This window comes from Streptomyces sp. NPDC097981, assembly GCF_040302565.1.
Lineage (GTDB): Bacteria > Actinomycetota > Actinomycetes > Streptomycetales > Streptomycetaceae > Streptomyces.
Genome location: NZ_JBEORW010000040.1, coordinates 31,346 through 51,785, shown reverse-complemented (window position 1 = coordinate 51,785; position 20,440 = coordinate 31,346). Strand labels below are relative to the sequence as shown.

Below are 20,440 nucleotides of genomic sequence, written 5' to 3'. Positions count from 1 at the left end.
GAGCAGGATTTCGAACCAGTTCAAGGTTCGCACCAGGCCTAGGGGGGAACGGTGCTCCGTCGCCGTCTCATGTTTTCCGCTGCCCTCGTGGCGGCGGGTGTAAGCCTCGTATCCGGAACGGCCCACGCGGCCGACCCGGTCGCGCCCGCCGCCCGCGCGGCGTCCGCTCCGCAGCCGGACCTGGCCAAGGCCAAGGCGGCCAACGTCCAGACCTTCGCCAGCCCGGCCGACCGTACAGTCCGCAGCGCGCTGCCCGCCGCCCAGGGGAAGGCGGCCGCGGCTCCGCAGGCACAGGCACAGGCTCCGGCGCAGGCCGCCGCGGGCAACCCGGACCTGAAGATCGGCCTCGGCGCCACGAGCCACAACGCGCGCGGGCTCGAGCTCAAGACCACCATCACCAGCGCTGCCACCCCGCTCTCCGTCACCATCGCCTGGGGTGACGGGACCACGGACTCGGCGCAGGCCTCCGGCAGCACCGTTCTGGCGAACTCCCACGTCTACAAGAAGACCGGCGACTACACGATCACGGTCACCGTGACCGACGCCGTCAACAACGTCCAGGCGGAAAACCAGCTGTCGATCCGCACACCGGGCTCCGACTTCACTCCGCACGCCCCGACCCGGCTGCTGGACACCCGGGACGGCACCGGCACGGCGAAGGCCAAGGTCCCCGGGAAGGGCACCGTCCGCGTGAAGATCGCCGGCAACGCCCAGATCCCGGCCAGCGTCACGGCCGTGGTCCTCAACGTCACCGTCACCGACACCACCGAAGCCGGTCACGTCACGGTGTTCCCTGGCAGCGGTTACAAGCAGCCGAACACCTCGAACCTCAACTACGAAGCCGGTCAGTCGGTTCCGAACCAGGTGATCGTGCAGGTCGGCAACGACGGGTACGTGGAGCTGGTCAACGGCGGCTGGGCGCCGGTGGACCTGATCGCCGACGTGACCGGGTACTTCACCCGCACCTCGTCCAGCGGCTACACCTCGCTGGCACCTTCCCGGTTCGTCGACACCCGTGAGGGTTTCGGCACGTCGAAGGGCCAGGTCCCGGGCTACGGCACCTTCGGGGTCCAGATCGCCGAGCGCGGGCGCGTCCCGAAGGGGGTCACCGCCGTCGCGCTCAACGTGACCGTGACCGACCCGCAGGCGGCCGGCCACCTGACCGTGTTCCCGAGCGGGCAGACGGCTCCGACCACGTCCAGCGTGAACTTCGGCGCCGGTCAGACCATCGCCAACTCGGTGATCGTGCCGGTCGGCGCGGACGGCGAGATCAACATCCGCAACGGCAGCTGGAAGGGCGCCGACGTCGTCGTCGACGTCGTCGGCTACTACAGCCCCGACAGCAAGTCGGCGTTCCTGCCGATCAGCCCCTCCCGGTGGCTCGACACGCGTCAGAGTGACTGGAACGGCGGCCCGGCGCCCGCACGCGGCTACCTGCACATGTTCATGACCCCTGAGGAGCAGGGCGTCGAGGGCTACGTGCTGAACGCGACGGTCACCAACACGATCAGCGCGGGCTTCCTCTCCGTCGCCCCGGACCCGAACAGCTGGGACGACTACATCAAGGGCACCCAGGGCCGGCCGGAGCGCCCGGTGTCCTCCACGCTGAACTGGACGGCGTACAAAACCGTCCCCAACCTGGTTCAGGCGAGCGCCGGTGACCACGGCATCGTCGACTTCTGGAACCAGAGCGACCACAACGTCGACCTCGTCGTGGACCTGTTCGGGTACTACGAGTCCAAGTAGCCCGCGGCCGTTTCGACTCGACACTCTTCACAGAAAAATGGGGGGCCGGTGCACAATCGCCGACTCGTAGTTTCCGCTGCCCTCGTGGCAGCCGGTGTCGGTCTCTTCCCCGCGACGGCGCTCGCCGCGCCCGCGGCGGGGAACCCGGACCTGGCCATCGCGCTGAACGCCCGCGCGGCCAGCGCGCACGGCATCATCCTGTCGTACGACATCTCCAGCGTCGCCACCGCGCTCGACGTCACCATCGCCTGGGGCGACGGCACCACGGACAAGGCCACCGCCGCCGGTTCCGGCCGGCGCAACACCCGCCACTCGTACGCCGAGGTGGGCTCGCATACCGTCACGGTCACGGTGAAGGACACCGCGCACGACATCACGGCCGTGAAGGAGATCAAGGCCGCCCCGGCCGGTACCGAGTTCACCCCGCACGCGCCCACCCGGCTGCTGGACACCCGCTCTGGCCTCGGCGCGGCCAAGGCCAAGGTCGGGGGGCGCAGCTCGGTGGCCCTGAAGGTCGGCGGCGCCGCGCAGATCCCCGCTGACGTCGTCGCCGTGGCCCTCAACGTCACCGTCACCAATGCCACCGACGCGGGCCACGTCGCCGTCCAGCCGGGCAGGGAACACATCGGGTCCTTGACGTCGAACCTCAACTACGTTGCAGGCCAGACCGTTCCGAACCTGGTGATCGTCCCGGTCCAGGACGGGCACGTGCAGATGTTCAACGGCGGCTGGGCGCCCGTCGACCTGATCGCGGATGTCACCGGCTACTTCACCGAGTCGGCCGCCAGCGGCTACACCTCGCTGACCCCGGTCCGCGCCGTCGACACCCGGGAGGGTCTCGGTACGGCGAAGGGCCAGGTCCCCGGCTACGGCAGCTTCGAGGTCGACATCGCCGAGCGCCACGGTGTGCCGAAGGGCGTTACCGCGGTGGCGCTCAACCTGACGGTCGCCAACCCGCAGGAGGCCGGCCACCTGACCGCGTACCCGAGCGGGCAGGCGGCGCCGTCCACCTCCAGCGTGAACTTCGCCGCTGGTCAGACGGTCGCCAACTCCGTGATCGTGCCGGTCGGCCCCGACGGGAAGATCACCATCCGCAACGGCAGCTGGAGCGCGGCCGATGTCGTCACCGATGTCGTCGGCTACTACAGCCCGGACAGCCGGGCCGCCTTCCGGCCCCTTGCGGAGCCGTACCGGGTGCTCGACACCCGTGAGAAAAGCGGATACCGCGAGAGGGGGCCGATTGCGGCCCGCGACTACCTCGCACTGCCACTTCAGTTTCTTTCACCTGGTCCGGTCGACGGCTGGGTGCTGAACGCCACCGTCACCAACACCAAGGGCGCGGGCTTCCTGTCTATCGCCCCCGACCCGAACGATTACGCCATGGGCGTCGCGGTCAAGCCGCCGCGTCCGGTCGCCTCCGCCCTGAACTGGACGGCGGGCACGAGCGTCCCGAACCTGGTCCAGACGTCCGGGGGCAAGGACAGCGTCGTCGACTTCTGGAACCAGGGCTGGGAGGACGTCGACCTGGTCGTCGACTGCCTCGGCTTCTACGAGAGCGACTGATACGACGACGGGCAGCGAAAAGAGGCGGTGCGCCGCATGGCGCACCGCCCCCTCGGCGCAGCCGTACGGTCGGCGCTCAGTCCGGACCTTCCACCGGGCTTATCTCGAACATTCCGCACACCCGCAGGTCGTAGGGGATCTCCTCGGCCACGCTGCTGTTCGGCGGGTAGACCTTGACGTTGGCCGACGTCTGGCGGCAGTTCGGCGCCCCCCAGCGGCTGTTGGTGCGCATGATGGCGGTCACCGTGTCGTCGGGGAAGACGAACACCGTGCTGATCGCCTCGCCGGTGCGGATCGCGGAGGTGCCGATCTGGCGGTGCCGGGCATCCGTGACGCTGACCCCCGGGTATCCGCGCAACGTGCAGGTGTGGCCTGTGGTGTTGGTGAACAGGATCGGGTACTCGACCGACCCGCCGGCGCGGTCCGGCTCCCCGACGGCCAGGTCCAGGTCGGCCACACGGCAGGTCGGGGCCATCGGCAGGGCCGACGCCTGGGTGGCGCCCAGGGAGGCGCCGGTGGTTGCCAGGAGGGCTGCGGCAGCAAGGGCCGCCGCCCGGGGCAGGACGTTGCTCATGGCAAACTCCTGTGCCAGCTGAGGGGATTGCCCGCTACCGGCGCGACGGCGTCCACGCGAGTGGCTCGATGTCTGCGGGTGCGCGTGCCGGCTGCGGGAGAGGCGCTCGCGCCCTCGCGGAGGCCCGACTTGGCGGTGCGCTCCCCCGCCTGAACAGCGCGGGCCTGATGGCACCATTCTACCGGCCAGGGACTCTTGCGGCCCTTCGGCGGCGGACACGCCGGAGGGGCGGTGCGCCACACGGCGCACCGCCCCTCCACGGTCCCGCTACAGGAACGAGTTGATCTCGATCGTCTCGGTACGGCCGGGGCCGACGCCGATGGCGGAGATCGGGGCGCCCGACATCTCCTCAAGGGCCTTCACATACGCCTGGGCGTTCTTCGGGAGGTCCGAGAACGTCTTGGCCTTGGTGATGTCCTCGGACCAGCCGGGGAGGTTTTCGTAGATCGGCTTCGCGTGGTGGAAGTCCGTCTGCGAGTACGGGAGCTCCTCGACGCGCTTGCCGTCGATCTCGTACGCGACGCAGACCGGGATCTCCTCCCAGCCGGTCAGCACGTCCAGCTTGGTGAGGAAGAAGTCCGTCAGACCGTTCACGCGGGTCGCGTAGCGGGCGATCGGCGCGTCGAACCAGCCGCAGCGGCGGTCACGGCCGGTGGTGACACCGCGCTCGCCACCGATGCGGCGCAGGTCCTCGCCGTCCTGGTCGAACAGCTCGGTCGGGAACGGGCCGGCGCCGACGCGGGTCGTGTAGGCCTTGAGGATGCCGATGACACGGCTGATCTTCGTCGGGCCCACACCGGTGCCGGTGCAGGCGCCGCCCGCGGTCGGGTTCGAGGAGGTGACGAAGGGGTACGTGCCGTGGTCGACGTCGAGCAGGGTGCCCTGGCCGCCTTCGAACAGCACGACCTTGTCCTCGTCGAGCGCGTTGTTGAGGATCAGGGTGGTGTCGGCGACGTACGGCTTGATCTGCTCCGCGTACTGGAGCATCTCCTCCACGATCGCGGCGGCCTCGATGGCACGGCGGTTGTAGAGCTTGGCGAGCAGCTGGTTCTTGCCTTCGAGCGCCGCCTCGACCTTCTGGGTGAGGATCGACTCGTCGTACAGGTCCTGGACGCGGATGCCGATGCGGTTGATCTTGTCCGCGTAGGTCGGGCCGATGCCGCGGCCGGTGGTGCCGATCTTGCGCTTGCCGAGGAAGCGCTCGCCGACCTTGTCGAGGGTGACGTTGTACGGCGTGATCAGGTGCGCGTTGCCGCTGATGAGCAGCTTGGAGGTGTCGATGCCGCGCTCGTTCAGGCCGCGCAGCTCGGAGAGCAGGACGGCCGGGTCGACGACGACGCCGTTGCCGATGACCGGGGTGCATCCGGGGGAGAGGATGCCGGAAGGGAGAAGGTGCAGTGCGTACTTCTGGTCGCCTACGACGACCGTGTGGCCGGCGTTGTTGCCACCCTGGTAGCGCACCACATAATCAACGGAACCACCGAGCAGGTCGGTGGCCTTTCCCTTGCCCTCGTCACCCCACTGAGCTCCGAGCAGCACAAGAGCGGGCACAGGCGTACACCTCTTCCGGATGGGGCATGTCCAAGGTCAGGGGGCGTACGACGATGTACACCGCAGGCTGAGCCGTCGGACCGGTACCCCGGAATAGACGAAGGCCCTGGCGCAATAGCGCAAGGGCCTCTTGCACAAAGATGCTACCCGAGGAAGGACCGAGGTGTCGGCTCCAGAGCCCACCATGAGCCATGCGGGCGCGCCGGTAGGCGGCCTGCTCGTGCTCGTCGACCCGGTCGCCCGCCGTCTTGACGGCGAGTCCGTGCGGATCGCGAAGGATGTTCTGTCAGCGGGAGCTGCGGCGAAAATCTGCCTCCCGGATTCGCAGGAGGAGTTTGCGCGGGCCCTTGCCCGCCGGGGTCATCGGCAGCCGGTGATCGTGGGCGACGACCGTGCGCTGGTACGGGCCGTGGGGCTGCTGCACCGGGAGCGGGGGCTGGGGGACGGGGCCGTTTCGCTGATTCCCGTGGGGCAGGTGGGGTCGCTGGGGCTGGCACGGGCGCTGGGCGTTCCCATGTCCGCGGTGGCGGCGGCGCGGTCGGTGCTGGACGGGTCCGTACGGACGCGGGACCTGCTGGTGGACGACAGCGACGGGGTGGTGCTGGGGGATCTGCGCATTCCACCCCTCCGGGCGGTGCCGAGGCCGTCGGGGCCGTCGGTGTGGAGTGCGTACCGCTCGCTGGTCCGCACGCTGGTCCCGTCGGGAGCTCCGGTGGGGCACCTGCTGCGGGTGGAGGCGGACGGGCAGGTCCTGGTGGACGTGGACCGGCCGGTGCACGACCTCCGGGTGGTGCCGGGGCCGGACGGCCTGGCGGAGGTGTCGGTCCGGGCGGCCGGCGGTCCGGGCATCCGGGCGCGGGCGGTGACGGTCACGGTGTCGGGCTCGGACTTCCGCTACCGGGCGGACGCCGCGGTGACGGGCCCGGTCCGCCGCCGCACCTGGACGCTGCGCCCGGCGGCCTGGTCCCTGACCCTGCCGCGCTGACGCCGCCGCCGGCGGCGCCGAGCGGGCCGGACCTCGCGGCGCCTCGGCGGGACGTCGCCGCGTGCTCTTCCTCCGCGTTCCCGACGAGCCCTCGTCGCCCTGGCGCGTCGTGGTCCGGGATCTCGCGCCTGACCCCGTTCTACGCGTTCCTGCCCTGAGACGCGTTCTGGCGGAGCGGGAGGTCCAGGCTCGCCCGGTGGGCTCGCCAGCGGTCCATCATTCCGTGCATCTCGCCCTGCAGGAACTCGAAGAACGCCGCCGTCTCCGCCATCCGCGCTCCCGCCGGGGTGTCCGCGCCGAGGCCGGCCGCGCCGTCGCGCAGGGTCTTCTCGAACAGTGTCAGGACCTGGTCCCGCCGGGTGAACGTCTCGTACCAGAGCTCGTTGTGCAGCACGTACCGGTCCCGGCGCGAGCCCGGCTCCCGCTCCCGGCCGACCATGGTCACCTGCGTCAGGTACGCCACCGCGCCGGACACCGCCGCCGGGCTGATCTGCAGGGCCTCGCTCAGCTCCGCCGAGGTCATCGAGCCGCTGTCGCTCGCGAGCAGCCGGGCGAAGACGCGCGCGGCCATCCGCTGCATCCCGGCCTCGGTGAGCTGCGCGGCGAACCGCTCAACGAAGCGGGAGACCGCTTCCCCGCTCCGTACGTCCTGTACATCCATGTCGTCCGCCACCCTCCTGACTTTACGCGATTCCCCATCTTCACAAGTTTATGAAAGTCGCGTACGTTCAGAAACATGACGAAGGCAATCGCTGTCGCCGGACTCCACAAGGCGTTCGGCCGCACCTGCGCACTGGACGGACTCGACCTCTCGGTCGCCGTCGGAGAGGTCCACGGCTTCCTCGGCCCCAACGGCGCCGGCAAGTCCACCACCATCAGGGTGCTGCTGGGCCTGCTGTGCGCCGACTCCGGAACCGCCGAGCTGCTCGGCGGCGACCCCTGGGCCGACGCCGTGGAGCTGCACCGCCGCATCGCCTACGTTCCGGGCGACGTCACCCTGTGGCGCAACCTCTCCGGCGGCGAGGTCATCGACCTCTACGGGCGGCTCCGCGGAGGCCTGGACCGGGCCCGGCGGGCCGAGCTGATCGAGCGGTTCGAACTGGACCCCGCCAAGAAGGGCCGTACGTACTCCAAGGGCAACCGGCAGAAGGTCGCGCTCGTGGCCGCCTTCGCCTCCGAGGCCGAGCTCCTCATCCTCGACGAGCCCACTTCCGGGCTGGACCCGCTGATGGAGGAGGTCTTCCGGGGCTGTGTCGCCGAGGCGCGCGCCGCCGGGCGGACCGTCCTCCTCAGCTCGCACATCCTCAGCGAGGTCGAGGCCCTCTGCGACCGGGTCAGCATCATCCGCAAGGGCCGCACGGTGGAGACGGGCACGCTGGCCGGGCTGCGGCACCTGACCCGTACGTCGATCAGCGCCGAGCTCGCGGGCCCGCCCAACGGCATCGCGCACCTGCCGGGCGTGTACGACGTGGAGGTGCAGGGGCTGAAGATCCGCCTCCAGGCCGACACGGACAAGCTCGACGCCGTACTGCGCTCGCTCGCCGCGTCCGGTGTGCGGTCGCTGGCCGCGACCCCGCCCACCCTCGAAGAGCTCTTCCTGCGCCACTATGCGGACGACGCGAACGTGAACGGGAACGGGAACGCGAAGGCGGGCGTGTCGCGATGAGGAACCGACTGGCCGGCACCGGTTCGCTGCTGCGGCTCGCGCTCCGCCGCGACCGCGTGATGATGCCGGTCTGGATCGCGGCCGTGGCGATGCTGGTGCTGAGCCTGCCCGCCTCGCTGGAGTCGGTGTACGGGACGGCCGCCGAACGGGCCCGGCTGCTCGCCACGATGAACACCAACGGCTCGCTGCGCGCCGTGTACGGGCCGGTGTTCGGCGATTCGACCGGCGCCCTGACCGCATGGCGGGGCGGGGTCTTCGCCGGGGTGCTCGCCGGGATCATGAGCGTGGTCATCGTGGTCCGGCACACCCGCGAGGAGGAGGAGACGGGCCGTCAGGAGCTGCTCTCCGCCGCGATGGTGGGGCGCCGGGCGCCGCTGACGGCAGCGCTGCTGGCGGCCCTGGCGGCCAATGTGCTGACCGCGCTCCTGGTGACGGGCGGACTCGCCGGGCGCGGCGCGGGCGGTGCGCTGGCCCTCGGGGCGGGCATCGGCGCCACCGGGATGCTGTTCGCGGCCCTGGCCGCCATCGCGGCGCAGCTCACGGAGAGCGCGCGCCTCGCCAAGGGGCTCGCGGGTGCGCTGATCGGCGCGGCGTTCGTGCTGCGCGCTGCCGGCGACGCCGGGAGCGCCGGGGGTTCGAGCGTGCTGACCTGGGTGTCGCCGCTGGGTTGGCTGGAGCACGTACGGGCCTTCGCGACCGAACGCTGGTGGGTGTTCGCCCTGTTCGCGGCGGCCGTGGCGGTGCAGGTGGCGGCGGCGTACGCGCTGGCCGGCCGCCGTGACCTCGGCATGAGCTTCCTGCCGGCCCGGCCGGGCCCGGCGGAAGGCCGGCTCGGCAGCGCGGGAGCGCTGGCCTGGCGGCTCCAGCGGGGCGGCCTGCTCGGGTGGAGTCTCGGGTTCCTGGCGGCCGGGCTGGTCTTCGGCGGCATGACGGACGGGGCCACGCAGCTGGTCGGCGACAACGAACGGACCCGCGAGATCATCGAGCGGATGGGCGGGCAGAGCGGTATCGCCGATGCCTTCCTCGCGACGATGGCCGGGATGCTCGGCATGGTCGCCGCCCTGTACATCGTCTCGGCGGTACTGCGGCTGAGCGCCGAGGAGTCGGGGCAGCGCGCCGAACCGCTGCTCGCGAACGCGGTGGGCCGGCTGCGGTGGGCCGGCGGCCACCTGGCGGTGGCGTTCGGCGGCTCGGCACTGATCCTGCTGCTGGCGGGGCTCGGCCTCGGCGTCGGGCACGGCCGAGGCCTCCAGAACACAGCCGCCGCCATCGGCGCCTGCCTGGCACAGCTCCCGGCGGTCTGGGTGATCGGCGCCTTCGCGGCCTTCCTGCACGGTGCGGCCCCGCGGTACGCGGCGGGCGCCTGGGCGGTGGCCGGGAGCGCACTGGTGCTGGGCTGGATCGGCCCGGCGCTGAACCTCCCGCAGGCCGTCCTGGACCTCTCGCCCTTCGCCCACCTGCCCAAGCTGCCGGGAGCGCAGGCCCTGGCCTGGGGTCCGCTGCTGGTGCTGACCGCGCTGGCGGCGGCCCTGCTGGCGGCCGGCCTGACCGCACTGCGCCGCCGGGACCTGTTCGCCTAGGACCCCGCCGGGCCGGGCTCCGGCCAAGGCCCCGGCTAGAACTCCACGAGGAGTTCGTCCAGACCGCGGATGACGTACCCCTCCCGCCACCGGGGCTCCCGTACGAGCTTCAACGGCGGGACGCCGTCCGCCAGCAGAGCGCCGAACGAGGCGGTCAGCTCCCGCCGGGCGAGCGGAGCGCCCAGGCAGTAGTGGATCCCGGCTCCGAAGCTCAGGTGCGGATTGTCGGCCCGTACGAGGTCCAGGACGTCGGGCTGCTCGAAGCGGGCGGGGTCCCGGTTCGCGGACCCGAAGAGCAGCGCGACCTCGGCTCCGCGCGGGATGACCGTGTCGCCGATCCGGATGTCGTCGAGAACCCAGCGCTCGAACATCTGGAGAGGGGTGTCGTAGCGCATGAGTTCATCCACAGCTGTGGACAACTTTTCGAGATCGAGCGAGGCGAGCTGCTCGGGGTGGCGGAAGAGGGTCCACCAGCCGTTGACGGTGGTGTTCACCGTGGCCTCGTGGCCGGCGTTCAGCAGGAGCACGCAGGTGGAGATCATCTCCTGCTCGCTGAGCCGGCCCTCCTCATCGTGGGCGGCGATCAGACCGGAGATCAAATCCTCGCCGGGCTCCTTGCGCCGCTCGGCGATCAGCTCGCGCAGATAGGCGCTGAACTCCACGCTCGCGCGTACCGCCCGCTGCGCGGTCTCCTCGTCCGGCCGGAGCTCGAACATCCCGCAGATGTCCGCGGACCAGGGCCGCAGCAGCGCCCGGTCCGCCTCGGGCACCCCGAGCAGCTCGGCGATCACCGCCACGGGCAGGGGCTCGGCGACGACGGTGAGCAGGTCCCCGCCCCCGTCGGCGAGGAGCTGTCCGACCAGGTCCCGGGCGAGCCGTTCAACGGCGGGCGCGAGCTGCTCCACGGTCCGCGGGGTGAACGCCTTGGACACCAGCCGCCGTACGCGTGCGTGGGCGGGATCCTCCAGGTCCAGCAGGCCGTTCCCGTTGAGGACGTGGAAGGGTTCGTGCTCCGGGGGCGGGGCCTCGCGGCCGAACTCCTCGTGCGAGAAGCGGTGCAGGTAGGTCCGGCCCAGCCGGCGGTCGCGCAGCAGTGCGCTCACGTCGGCGTAGTGCGGCACCAGCCACTGCCCGGTGGCCTCCCACCACAGGGCGCGACCCTGCTCGCGCAGCTCCCGGTAGGCGGGGTACGGATCGGCGACGAACGCGGCATCCCACGGATCAAAGCCCATCCCCGAAGCCTAGGACGTATCCCGGGCAAGGGCGTGACTCGACGCCATGTCGCTTGCTTGTACCGGATGCCCGGCGACGCCGAGATCCCGATGAAACGGGCGAAACCCCGCAGCCTGTCGCAGAAGGAAACCCTGATGGTCCGTACGAGTTCGACAGCGCGCACCCTGGCCTGCGCCTGCCGGGCCGGCCGCCGAAGCTTCCGGCGGGCGTGGCGAACGCGGCAGGGGCGGCCGCTACCTCGTGCCGGGTTCGTCCGACGTCGGCTCCCCGCACTGACCCCCGCGGACCGGCACGGCGCCGGCTACCCCGGAGTCACCAGCCGGGTCTCGTACGCGAAGACCGCGGCCTGGGTGCGGTCTCGCAGGCCCAGCTTCACCAGGATCCGGCTCACGTGCGTCTTGATCGTGGACTCCGCGACGATGAGCCGGTCCGCTATCTCCGCGTTGGACAGTCCCTGCGCGATCAGCACCAGCACCTCCGTCTCCCGCTCCGTCAGCTCGCCGACCCCGGCCGGGTCGGCGACCCTCTGCGGGGTGGAGATCTTTGAGAACTCCAGGATCAGCCGCTTGGTGACCGAGGGCGCCAGCAACGCCTCGCCGGCGGCCACCACCCGCACCCCGTCCGCCAGCTGCCGGGCCGAGGCGTCCTTGAGCAGGAACCCGGAGGCCCCGGCCCGCAGGGCCTGGTACACGTACTCGTCGAGGTCGAAGGTCGTCAGGACCAGCACTTTCGCATCCGCGTCCGAGGCCACGATCTCCCGCGTCGCCTCCAGCCCGTTCATCACCGGCATCCGGATGTCCATCAGCACCACGTCCGGCCGCAGCGCCGCAACCCGTTCGATGGCCTCGCGCCCGTCCACCGCCTCGCCGACCACCTCGATGCCGTCCATCGCGTTCAGCAGGACGGAGAAGCCCTCCCGGACCATCATCTGGTCGTCGACGATCAGAACCTTGATCGTCATGCCGTCCCCTGCGCCGGCTCCTGCGCGCCGTCCTGACGCCCGCGCGCCGGTATGAACACCGCCACCTCGTACCCGCCCGTCGCGGTCTTCCCCGCCGTCATCTCCCCCTCCAGCATGGCCACCCGCTCCCGCATGCCGGTGATCCCGTGCCCGGCGCCCGGCGACGGCCGCACGTCACCGATCGCCGCCGCATTGACCACCCGTATGCCCAACCCGCCCAGGACGTATGAGACCTCGACCGAGGCCGCCGCCCCCGGAGCATGGCGCAGCGTGTTGCTGAGCGCCTCCTGGATGATCCGGTACGCCGACAGCTCGACGCCCTGCGGAAGCTCCCGCACCGCACCCGTGACCGTCTTGTCCACGCTCAGCCCGGCGTCCCGCACATTGGCCAGCAGCCCGTCCAGCGAGGCCAGCGTCGGCTGCGGGGCATCCGGCGCCTCGTAGTCCGCGGAGCGCACCACACCCAGCACCCGGCGCAGTTCCGTCAGCGCCGCCACCGCGTTCTCCCGGATGGTGGCGAACGCCGCCTCCAGCTCCGGCGGCGGATTCTTCACCCGGTACGGGGCGGCCTCCGCCTGGATCGCAACCACCGACATGTGGTGGGCCACCACGTCGTGCAGCTCCCGCGCGATCGTCGTCCGCTCCTCCAGCAGCGTCCGCCTGTCCCGCTCGACTGCCGTGACCTCCTGCTGCGCGCTGACCTCCTGCGCTGCCTCCTTGCGGATGTTGCGGACCGTGACCACCAGCAAGGAGACCGCCAGGACGAAGGCCATCGGCGCCACGTCCACCGGCTCGCCCCGGTCGAGCACGACGGGAAGCACGATCCCGCCCGCCAGGGTGACCAGCCATATCCAGCCCGCCGCCCGGGGCCGCATCCGCATCGCGGCGACGGTCGCCGTGACCAGGTAGGAGAAGAAGGCACCCGGCGACCAGGGCCACACGTCGTTCACACGCGAGCCGACCACCGCGAGCACCCCGGTGGCGGCCACCGCCGCCCAGAACGCACCCACCGGCCGCACCAGGGTCATCAGCACCGGGGTGGCCGCGACCAGCCCCATCACGAGCGAGCTGAGCGGCGCGACGAACTCGCCGCTGCTGGTCGAGGTGAGCATCACCACGAAGAACGCCAGGAATCCCACGACCGCATGCGGCAGGTAGGCCATGTGCGGCCGTATCCGCTTCGGGAGCCGCCGCACCACCGGCCCGTCGGTGCGCATCGGCGGCAGCGGCCGGTACGCGAACGCATCCGTGATCAGATCCTGGCGCAGGCTCAGGAACAGGCCGGTGGCCATCCGGAACTCGGGTGTCCGGGGGGTCGCCCCAGAGGTCGTCTCGGTCATGCCCACACCGTAGGCCGCCCGTCCCCTCTTCCGCGTCGCCGCCGAAGGGGATATCCCGGCATCCCCCTCAGGTACTACCCGCGGCCTTCAGTAGCCCGTCGGACGGACCAGACCCGTCTCGTACGCGAACACCGCGGCCTGGGTGCGGTCCCGCAGGCCCAGCTTCACCAGGATCCGCCCCACATGGGTCTTCACGGTCTGCTCGGCCACGACCAGGTGCGCCGCGATCTCCGCGTTGGACAGGCCCTGCGCGATCAGCGACAGCACCTCGGTCTCCCGCTCCGTCAGTTCGTCGATCCGCGCCTTCGAGGGCGCCCGCGGCGCCCCCATCCGGGAGAACTCGGTGATCAGCCGCTTGGTGATGTTCGGCGAGAGCAGCGCCTCGCCGGCCGCCACCACGCGGACCGCCTCCGCGAGCTGGTCGGCCGAGGCGTCCTTCAGCAGGAACCCGGAGGCCCCGGCGCGCAATGCCTCGTACACGTACTCGTCGAGGTCGAAGGTGGTCAGCACCAGCACCTTGACGGTGGCGTCCGGGGCGGCGGTGATGACGGAGGTGGCCTCGATGCCGCCCATCCCGGGCATGCGGATGTCCATCAGGACCACGTCAGGGCCGAGTTCGGCGACCTTTGCCACCGCGTCGGCGCCGTCCACGGCCTGGCCGACGACCTCTATGTCGGGCTGGGCGTTGAGGAGGACGGTGAAACCCTGCCGGACCATCATCTGGTCGTCGGCGATCATCACCTTGATCGGTTCGGCGGAAGTGCTCATGCGTCCTCGTCAGTCCTTCTTCGTCTCGGGATCCATGGGGAGCACGGCGCTCACCTCGTACCCGCCGCCGGGGCGCGGGCCGGCGGCGAGCTCGCCCCCCAGCATGCCCGCCCGCTCCCGCATCCCCAGCAGGCCGTGCCCGGCGCCGTGCGAGGGCGGAGCCGGCCGGGTCGGGGCGCTGTTGGCGATGCACAGGTGCAGCTCGCGCGGCCCGTACGCGATGCCGACCTCCACCCGCGAACCGGGCGCGTGGCGCAGGCAGTTGCTCAGCGCCTCCTGCACGATCCGGTACGCGGTGAGCTCGACGCCCGGGGTGAGCGGCCGCCGGACGCCCGCGATCTCGGTGGTGACGGCCAGCCCGGCGCTGCGCACGTTGTCCACGAGGCCGTCCAGTTCGGCGAGGGTGGGCTGCGGATGGTGCGGGTTCGCCGGATCGTCCGGCAGCTCGGAGCGCAGCACGCCCAGCACCCGGCGCAGCTCCGTCAGGGCCTCCAGCGCGTTCTCCCGGATGCCCGCCAGGTTCTCCTTGAGCTCCTCGGACGGGTTCTCCACCAGGTGCGGGGCGACCTGCGCCTGGATGGAGATCACCGACATGTGGTGGGCGACGACGTCGTGCAGCTCGCGGGCGATGCGGTTGCGCTCCTCCAGCAGGGTGCGCTGCGCCCGCTCCTCCTCGGTGAGCGTCTCCTGCTCGACGAGCTTGCCGCGGGCCAGGCGGGTGGCGCGCAGGGCGTACCCCAGCAAGCCCGCGAAGCCGTAGAGGAGGAGCGCCGGGAGCACGGTGCTCTGACCGTGCTCGGGCTTCCAGAACACCTCTGCCAGCCCGGTGAGGGCGACGCTGACGCCGACGACCGTGACGGTCACCCGGGGCGGTACGCGCAGGGCGACCAGCAGCAGCACCGGTGCGAGGGCGATCAGCCCTCCGGCGGTCCACGGCCAGGTCTGTCCCGCGCCGACGTGGGTGTGGATCAGCCAGGCGCTCAGCCCGCCGGCCAGCAGGCCGATCCACCAGCCGGCGATCGGCCGGAACATCGCGAGCATGATGGAGGTGCCGGTCAGGAGCGCCGCCACGAGTGCTGGACCGCCGGTGACCTGGTAGTGGTCGGCCAGCTGTTCCGTGGTGAGGAAGCCGAAGAAGACGGAGACGTAGCCGACCACGACGTGCGGCAGCCAGGCCAGCCAGCGCGGCCGGGACATCCTGGGCAGCGGGTCCCGCTCGATGGTGAGCAGGTCGAGGGCCAGGGTGCGCAGAAGCCGGCCCCGGGCCGCGGTGGCCCCGCCGGAGTCCGGGGCTGCGGTGGGCAGTTCGCGCGGCTCGTTCACGCCGTCCAGCCTAGGCATGACTGATCACCTTGTCGGGTGCCCCCAGGGGGCGGGACCGCGGGAGGGAGACCGCGATCGTCCGGGAGGTACCACTCCGCTTCGGCCGCCCGGCCTGCTCGTACGTATGGAACGCAGCCCAGCAGACGCCCAGCGCGGCGGCGAAGACCGGCAGCCACAGCAGCCGGGCGGCCATCCACTGCGCGGAGTCGGGCACGGTGTGCAGCCCGGGCAGATCGGCGGGGGCCAGCAGCCCGAGGGCCGTGACGGCCATCATCGCGGTCTGGTGCCACAGGAAGATCGTCATGGCGGACAGGTTCATCAGCGCGACCGCGGCCCAGGCCCGCTGCCGCCGCATGGCGCGGTCCAGCGGCCCGCGCAGCAGCAGGGCCAGCCTGCACTGGGCCAGGCCGAAGGCGACGGCGGCCAGCGTCGGCGGGTTCAGGTTCGATATCGGGGCCCCGGGGACACCGACCATGGACGCCGGGTACCCGCCCCACAGAAGGAGCCCGACGGTGGCGGCCGCGCCGCCGCCCAGCAGCAGCGCGGACCGGGTGCGCCGGGCGAACGCCCCGCGGGACCAGGCGGCGCCCAGGGTGTAGGGGACGAGCCAGCCGGCGGCCACGTTGACCCAGCCGATCCACTCGGGCCCGCCGAAGCCGAACCGCCACACGTCCACGCCCGCCACCACGGCCAGTGGCCACAGCGGGCTGAGCCGTGCCACGAGCGGGGTGGCGGCGGTGAGCACGGCGAAGACGAGAACGAACCACAGGGGGGAGAGGACCAGTTTGACCAGTGTCCGGACAGTGCTGAGCTCGGCCCCGCCGAGCAGCATCCCGCCCGCCGCCACGCTCCAGAGGACGAGCACCGCGGTGACCGGCCGGAACAGCCGGGACAGCCGCTGCCCGACCCATACCCCGTACGGGATCCCGCGCTCCCGCGCCGAGGCGTGGCCGCGGGCGGCGACATGACCGCCGACCAGGAAGAACACGGCCAGCGTCTGGAACACCCAGGACACCGGCGCCAGCCAGGGCAGACGGGCGAGCGGACTGGTGGTGCTCAGGCCCCCGTCGCTGCGGGTCAGAGCGGTCACCAGCCAGTGGCCCAGCACCACTCCGAGGATGGCGAAGGCCCGCAGCACGTCCACGGTCCGGTCGCGGTCGGCGGGTGTGCCGGCGTCGATGCGGTCCGCGAGGACGGACCAGCGGGCGCAGAGCTTACGCATGGGGGACCTCCGGGGTGGTGGGTGCCGGGGCGGCCAGTGCGATGCGGGCCAGGCTGTCGAGGGACGCGGTGCCGGGCTTGAGGTAGTCGCTGTGCCCGCCGGGGCCGGCGTCGAAGGGCCGGGCCCCGAAGGCCGGGTCGACGGGGTCGGCGCCGAAGCCGACCCCGCCGAGGCGGACATGGGGGACACCGCCGATCCAGTCGGACCCGCCCCGCCCGGCCCAGACCCGGGCGCCGGTCGGCAGCTCGGCGGCAGAGCCGGCGCCCGTGCCCGGACTGCCGAACAGGGCCATGTCGGAGACCTGGGGGCCGGTGCCGGTCCGGGCGCAGACCACCGACCCGTACGAGTGGCACAGCAGCGAGATCCGGGCGCCCGGCGCGGCGGCCTGCCCCAAGTGGTCGAGGAACGGGCCCAGTTCGGCGGCGGCCGCGTCCGCCCGGTCCGCGGTCAGGACGGTCGTGCTGACCGTGCCGGGGGTGTCGTACCCGAGCCAGGCGACCACGGCGGAGCGCGGGTGCTCGGCCTGGAGGCGCTGATGCAGGGCGACCGCCCCGGTGCGGAACCTCTGGTAGGTGTCCAGCGTGGTGTCGGAACCGGGCACCAGGACGGCAACCCGGTCGGCGGACTCCAGATCGCCCAGCACTTCGACGGCCCGTCCCCGGCCGCGGCCGTCGAAGGCGAGGAACCGGGCCGTCCCGTCCGCCTCCATGGCGCGCAGCTTCGCCGCGCGGCCGGTGCGGCCGGCGTCCTGCGCCATGCGGGCCGCCTCGGCGAGGCCGGAGAGGTTGGCGGCGTACCGGGCCGGGAGCGCGGTGTGTTCGGCGAACGCGGCCGGTGCGGGGGCGGGGACATCGGGAGAGGCGGCGGCGGACACGGGGAGCACGACGGCCGCCGCGACGAGACCGGCCAGCAGGGTGCGGCGCAGACGGCCGCCGGGGCGGCCGGCACGGCGGCCTTCGGGGCGACCGCCGGTGTCTCCTGCGGTGGGGCCTGCGCTGCTTCCTGCGGTGCGGGTCATGGCGGGTCCCGTTTCCTTCGCTCGATCCAGAGGGGCTGAGCTCGCGTCATCTCTGGTCTTGAAGTTAGGAATCGAGGGGCATCGTCGGCGTCCCGCTGGGGAGCGGCCTTTGCGGATGGCTCTCAGGTATGACAGGGGGAACCTGAGAGCCACGGACGGAGAGAGCAACGGTCCCCCGGGAGGACTCCCCGAGGCGGTCGACTAGGGTCCCGGGATGACCCGCAGCAGCAGCGACACCAGCAACAGCAGCGACAGCCACAACACCCGTACCCACAGCGGCAGTCACGGCGGCGACTGGCGCAACGACCGCATAGGCAGCGCGCACCGGGGCGAGAACCCGACCGTCCTGCGCCGCCTCGACCAGGGATTCGCCGTCATCGGGGACCGGCAGTTCCTCCCCGGGTACGCGGTGCTGCTGACCGACGACCCGTCGGTGACCCGGCTCTCGGACCTGCCCCGGGCGCGCAGGGCGGCGTACCTGGGCGACATGGAGCGGCTCGCCGAGGCCGTCGAGCTGGCCTGCCGCCGGCTCGACCCGGCCTTCCGCCGGGTGAACATCGAGATCCTGGGCAACACCGACCCGTACCTCCACGCCCACATCTGGCCGCGCTACGACTGGGAGCCGGCCGACATGGTCCGGATGCCGGTGTGGCTGTACGAGCAGGAGGAGTACTGGAGGGGCAGCCGGTACGAGCTGGGGGCCCGCCACGACGGGCTGCGCGTCGCCATCGGGGAAGAGCTGGACCGGCTGGCCCGGGCCTGACGTCCTCCCCGAGTGCCACGGCCGGCTACGGCGTCGTCGCCACGCGGATGCCGAAGCCGATCAGGACCACGCCCGTCGCCCGGTCCAGGGTGCGGCGGACGCGCGGCCGGGCGAAGAAGTGCCGGGCGCGTGAGAGGACGTACACGTACGTGCCGAGCCAGGCCGCCGTGAGGGCGAGGTGGATCAGGACGAGCAGCGCCATGCCGGTGGCCGGGCGCAGGCCGGACGGGGCGAGGGCGGGCAGCATGCCGGTGTAGAAGACGGCGATCTTGGGGTTGAGGGCGTTGCCGGCCAGGCCCGTCCGCCAGGCGCTGCCCGTCGGGCCACGCACGGCGGACGGCTCCGTGCCGGACGGCTCCGTGCGGGGCCGCTCCGTGCCGGGCCGCTCCGTGCCGGACGGCTCCGCGCCGGGCCGCCGCAGAGACTGGACCCCGAGGAAGCAGAGGTACGCGGCGCCCGCGAGCTTCACCGCCAGGTACACCTCGGCCGAGGCGGCGAGCAGCGCGGCCAGCCCGGCGACGGTGAGGACGCCCCACAGGAGGAGCCCGACGACGATCCTGCCGACGGTGCGCAGCCCGTCGGCGCGGCCGCGGGAGACGGCCCGCTTCGTCACGACGGCCATGTCGGGGCCGGGGACGAGGGTGAGCAGCGCCAGGACGCCGGTCGCGGCGAGCAGTTGGGTGAACACGCCGCTCAGTCTGCCACCAGGGGGTGCGCACCGGGCCGGCGAGCGGTTCGATGAGGTCCGCGCCGGCCGGGGGCCGGGTCCTGGCCGGGTCCTGACCGGGGCCGGTCCGGTACTCGCGGGCGCCGCCGCCCTCACGCGTCCCCGGGCCCGGACAGGGTGGAGAGCGCCGCCAGGGTGTCCAGGGCCGCCGCGAGGCGTTCCAGGACCCGGACCGTTTCCGCGAAGGCCGGCTCGCCCAGTTCTTCCGCCAGGCGGCCGGCCAGGGCGGCGTGGTCCGGGGTGATGCGGGCGATTGCGGCGCGGCCCTCTTCCGTCGGGCGGAGCAGTTTCGCGCGGCGATGGGCCGGGTTCGGGACGTACTCCGCGAGGCCCTTGGCGGCCAGCAGGTCGGCGATCCGCTGGACGCTCTGCCGGGTGATGCCCATGACCCTGGCGATGCCCGCCACCGGCAGGGGCTCCCGGAGCACCGCGCCCAGGACCTGCCACCGGGCCGCGGTCAGCCCGGCGGGCCTGGCCAGCTCCTCCGAGACCGCGAGGAACCGGCCGTTCAGCCCGAACACCCCGAGCGCGGTCCGGCTCAGCAGGTCCTGCCGGGCCCGTACGGAGAGCGGCTCGGGCAGCCGCTCGGGCAGCGGCTCCGGCGCGGCCTCCGGCCGGGGACCGGGCGCAGGACCGGTCACGCGCTCCGGGCCGGGCCCGGGCAGGGGTTCAGGCATCGCCGCGCTCCGAAGCGGCCATCAGGACGGGGAACGCGCTCGCGTCCGAGTCGTGGAAGAGGCGGTACCAGGCGTCCAGGACATCCGGCTCGTAGACGTCCAGCCGGGCGAAGACCTCCCGGGCGAAGGCCACCGGCTCCGTCGGGCCCGCCGTGATCAGGTCGCCGTCCGTGACCGCGTCGGCCTCGACGTAGCGTCCGGCACCCGCGTAGCCCGGCTGCTGCGCCAGGTAGCCGGAGGCCGCGCTGGTGTGGGCGCGGGCGTCGAGCAGCCCTTGGCGGGCAAGGCCGGCCGTGGCGCCGCAGATCGCCGCGACCGGGACCCCGGCCGCCAGGAACTCCCGCGCCTTCGCGGCGAAGGGGGCCAGCTCGTCGCCGGAGTCCCAGAGGGAGGCGCCGGTCAGGATGAGGAGGGAGGAGTCCTCGGGCGAGAGGTCCGCGAGGGCCAGGTCGGGCTGGATGCGGACGCCGCCCATGGTGGTGACCGGCCGTCCGGCGGCGAAGCCGACCGTACGGACCCGGTGGCCGCGGCCGGTCAGGTGGGCGGTGGTGTGCCCGGTCTCCCAGTCCGCGTACGTGTCGTAGACCGCGAGGTGGACCGGCCGGTTCGCGGGGGTGGCGGGAGCAGGGAGAGCGGTGGGTGCGGTGGTCATGTCGTCGCCTCCTCCATCGTCATGACAGCAGGCTGTCATGACGGCAGTGTGCTGTCAATCACTGCCCGGTGTGCAGACAGACTGCCGAGAC

19 protein-coding genes are annotated in these 20,440 nt (G+C 72.3%); 6 read left to right on the top strand and 13 right to left on the bottom strand.

Annotated elements, in window-relative coordinates; all coding sequences use genetic code 11:
• Positions 1-87 precede the first annotated feature (87 nt).
• Together ABTY04_RS30760 and ABTY04_RS30755 are read left to right on the top strand one after the other, a co-directional pair.
• Entirely contained in the window at positions 88-1,746 is a 1,659-nt protein-coding gene (locus ABTY04_RS30760; protein ID WP_352216695.1) for a PKD domain-containing protein, read from the top strand.
• Between the two features lie 84 nt (positions 1,747-1,830).
• Complete coding sequence (locus ABTY04_RS30755; RefSeq protein ID WP_352216694.1) at positions 1,831-3,309, top strand: PKD domain-containing protein; 1,479 nt, start codon at positions 1,831-1,833, stop codon at positions 3,307-3,309.
• 76 nt (positions 3,310-3,385) lie between these two features.
• Here the strand turns inward: ABTY04_RS30755 and ABTY04_RS30750 are convergent, their stop codons facing one another.
• Together ABTY04_RS30750 and ABTY04_RS30745 are read right to left on the bottom strand one after the other, a co-directional pair.
• Entirely contained in the window at positions 3,386-3,883 is a 498-nt protein-coding gene (locus ABTY04_RS30750) for a DUF4232 domain-containing protein (RefSeq protein ID WP_352216693.1), read from the bottom strand.
• Positions 3,884-4,150: 267 nt separating this feature from the next.
• Positions 4,151-5,434, bottom strand: a complete 1,284-nt coding sequence (locus tag ABTY04_RS30745) for an adenylosuccinate synthase (protein ID WP_352216692.1) — start codon at positions 5,432-5,434, stop codon at positions 4,151-4,153.
• Positions 5,435-5,618: 184 nt separating this feature from the next.
• On the opposite strand from ABTY04_RS30745, the gene ABTY04_RS30740 reads away from it, so the two are divergent.
• On the top strand, positions 5,619-6,419 hold the full coding sequence (locus tag ABTY04_RS30740) for a diacylglycerol kinase catalytic domain-containing protein (RefSeq protein ID WP_352216724.1): 801 nt from the start codon (positions 5,619-5,621) through the stop codon (positions 6,417-6,419).
• Positions 6,420-6,558: 139 nt separating this feature from the next.
• Here the strand turns inward: ABTY04_RS30740 and ABTY04_RS30735 are convergent, their stop codons facing one another.
• Positions 6,559-7,080, bottom strand: a complete 522-nt coding sequence (locus tag ABTY04_RS30735) for a GbsR/MarR family transcriptional regulator (protein WP_352216723.1) — start codon at positions 7,078-7,080, stop codon at positions 6,559-6,561.
• A gap of 75 nt (positions 7,081-7,155) precedes the next feature.
• Here ABTY04_RS30735 and ABTY04_RS30730 point away from each other — a divergent pair, with 75 nt between their 5' ends.
• Together ABTY04_RS30730 and ABTY04_RS30725 are read left to right on the top strand one after the other, a co-directional pair.
• Positions 7,156-8,085, top strand: a complete 930-nt coding sequence (locus tag ABTY04_RS30730) for an ABC transporter ATP-binding protein (protein WP_352216691.1) — start codon at positions 7,156-7,158, stop codon at positions 8,083-8,085.
• Positions 8,082-9,665, top strand: a complete 1,584-nt coding sequence (locus ABTY04_RS30725) for an ABC transporter permease (RefSeq protein ID WP_352216690.1) — start codon at positions 8,082-8,084, stop codon at positions 9,663-9,665. Before ABTY04_RS30730 ends, ABTY04_RS30725 begins: the two co-directional genes overlap by 4 nt.
• A gap of 35 nt (positions 9,666-9,700) precedes the next feature.
• On the opposite strand, the gene ABTY04_RS30720 is transcribed toward ABTY04_RS30725, so the two are convergent.
• From ABTY04_RS30720 to ABTY04_RS30690, 7 genes are all read right to left on the bottom strand, one after another.
• Positions 9,701-10,897, bottom strand: a complete 1,197-nt coding sequence (locus tag ABTY04_RS30720; RefSeq protein ID WP_352216689.1) for a cytochrome P450 — start codon at positions 10,895-10,897, stop codon at positions 9,701-9,703.
• Between the two features lie 302 nt (positions 10,898-11,199).
• Positions 11,200-11,859 (bottom strand): response regulator, encoded by a 660-nt coding sequence (locus ABTY04_RS30715; RefSeq protein ID WP_352216688.1) that lies wholly within the window; start codon positions 11,857-11,859, stop codon positions 11,200-11,202.
• Entirely contained in the window at positions 11,856-13,199 is a 1,344-nt protein-coding gene (locus ABTY04_RS30710; RefSeq protein WP_352216687.1) for a sensor histidine kinase, read from the bottom strand. The genes ABTY04_RS30715 and ABTY04_RS30710 overlap by 4 nt, the downstream gene beginning before the upstream one ends.
• An 87-nt stretch (positions 13,200-13,286) precedes the next feature.
• Positions 13,287-13,967, bottom strand: a complete 681-nt coding sequence (locus ABTY04_RS30705; RefSeq protein WP_352216686.1) for a response regulator — start codon at positions 13,965-13,967, stop codon at positions 13,287-13,289.
• Positions 13,968-13,976: 9 nt separating this feature from the next.
• Positions 13,977-15,308, bottom strand: coding sequence for a sensor histidine kinase (locus ABTY04_RS30700; protein ID WP_352216685.1), 1,332 nt, complete (start codon positions 15,306-15,308; stop codon positions 13,977-13,979).
• On the bottom strand, positions 15,301-16,512 hold the full coding sequence (locus ABTY04_RS30695) for an acyltransferase family protein (protein WP_352216684.1): 1,212 nt from the start codon (positions 16,510-16,512) through the stop codon (positions 15,301-15,303). The genes ABTY04_RS30700 and ABTY04_RS30695 overlap by 8 nt, the downstream gene beginning before the upstream one ends.
• On the bottom strand, positions 16,505-17,530 hold the full coding sequence (locus ABTY04_RS30690; protein WP_352216683.1) for an alpha/beta hydrolase: 1,026 nt from the start codon (positions 17,528-17,530) through the stop codon (positions 16,505-16,507). Before ABTY04_RS30690 ends, ABTY04_RS30695 begins: the two co-directional genes overlap by 8 nt.
• Positions 17,531-17,744: 214 nt before the next feature.
• Here ABTY04_RS30690 and ABTY04_RS30685 point away from each other — a divergent pair, with 214 nt between their 5' ends.
• A complete protein-coding gene (locus tag ABTY04_RS30685) occupies positions 17,745-18,293 on the top strand; it encodes an HIT family protein (RefSeq protein ID WP_352216682.1) in 549 nt (182 codons plus the stop codon).
• A gap of 25 nt (positions 18,294-18,318) precedes the next feature.
• Here ABTY04_RS30685 and ABTY04_RS30680 read toward each other — a convergent pair whose 3' ends face one another.
• The 3 genes from ABTY04_RS30680 to ABTY04_RS30670 all read right to left on the bottom strand — a co-directional run bounded on the left by ABTY04_RS30680 (position 18,319) and on the right by ABTY04_RS30670 (position 20,349).
• Entirely contained in the window at positions 18,319-18,981 is a 663-nt protein-coding gene (locus ABTY04_RS30680; protein ID WP_352216681.1) for a LysE family translocator, read from the bottom strand.
• Between the two features lie 131 nt (positions 18,982-19,112).
• On the bottom strand, positions 19,113-19,697 hold the full coding sequence (locus tag ABTY04_RS30675) for a MarR family winged helix-turn-helix transcriptional regulator (protein ID WP_352216680.1): 585 nt from the start codon (positions 19,695-19,697) through the stop codon (positions 19,113-19,115).
• Positions 19,690-20,349, bottom strand: coding sequence for a DJ-1/PfpI family protein (locus tag ABTY04_RS30670; protein ID WP_352216679.1), 660 nt, complete (start codon positions 20,347-20,349; stop codon positions 19,690-19,692). Before ABTY04_RS30670 ends, ABTY04_RS30675 begins: the two co-directional genes overlap by 8 nt.
• Between the last annotated feature and the right edge of the window lie 91 nt (positions 20,350-20,440).

Coding starts and splice junctions, on each gene's coding strand:
- ABTY04_RS30750 (WP_352216693.1), bottom strand. CDS start 3,883: ATGAGCAACGTCCTGCCCCGGGCGGCGGCCCTTGCTGCCGCAGCCCTC.
- ABTY04_RS30740 (WP_352216724.1), top strand. CDS start 5,619: ATGAGCCATGCGGGCGCGCCGGTAGGCGGCCTGCTCGTGCTCGTCGAC.
- ABTY04_RS30735 (WP_352216723.1), bottom strand. CDS start 7,080: ATGGATGTACAGGACGTACGGAGCGGGGAAGCGGTCTCCCGCTTCGTT.
- ABTY04_RS30730 (WP_352216691.1), top strand. CDS start 7,156: ATGACGAAGGCAATCGCTGTCGCCGGACTCCACAAGGCGTTCGGCCGC.
- ABTY04_RS30725 (WP_352216690.1), top strand. CDS start 8,082: ATGAGGAACCGACTGGCCGGCACCGGTTCGCTGCTGCGGCTCGCGCTC.
- ABTY04_RS30720 (WP_352216689.1), bottom strand. CDS start 10,897: ATGGGCTTTGATCCGTGGGATGCCGCGTTCGTCGCCGATCCGTACCCC.
- ABTY04_RS30715 (WP_352216688.1), bottom strand. CDS start 11,859: ATGACGATCAAGGTTCTGATCGTCGACGACCAGATGATGGTCCGGGAG.
- ABTY04_RS30710 (WP_352216687.1), bottom strand. CDS start 13,199: ATGACCGAGACGACCTCTGGGGCGACCCCCCGGACACCCGAGTTCCGG.
- ABTY04_RS30705 (WP_352216686.1), bottom strand. CDS start 13,967: ATGAGCACTTCCGCCGAACCGATCAAGGTGATGATCGCCGACGACCAG.
- ABTY04_RS30700 (WP_352216685.1), bottom strand. CDS start 15,308: ATGCCTAGGCTGGACGGCGTGAACGAGCCGCGCGAACTGCCCACCGCA.
- ABTY04_RS30695 (WP_352216684.1), bottom strand. CDS start 16,512: ATGCGTAAGCTCTGCGCCCGCTGGTCCGTCCTCGCGGACCGCATCGAC.
- ABTY04_RS30690 (WP_352216683.1), bottom strand. CDS start 17,530: ATGACCCGCACCGCAGGAAGCAGCGCAGGCCCCACCGCAGGAGACACC.
- ABTY04_RS30685 (WP_352216682.1), top strand. CDS start 17,745: ATGACCCGCAGCAGCAGCGACACCAGCAACAGCAGCGACAGCCACAAC.
- ABTY04_RS30675 (WP_352216680.1), bottom strand. CDS start 19,697: ATGCCTGAACCCCTGCCCGGGCCCGGCCCGGAGCGCGTGACCGGTCCT.
- ABTY04_RS30670 (WP_352216679.1), bottom strand. CDS start 20,349: ATGACCACCGCACCCACCGCTCTCCCTGCTCCCGCCACCCCCGCGAAC.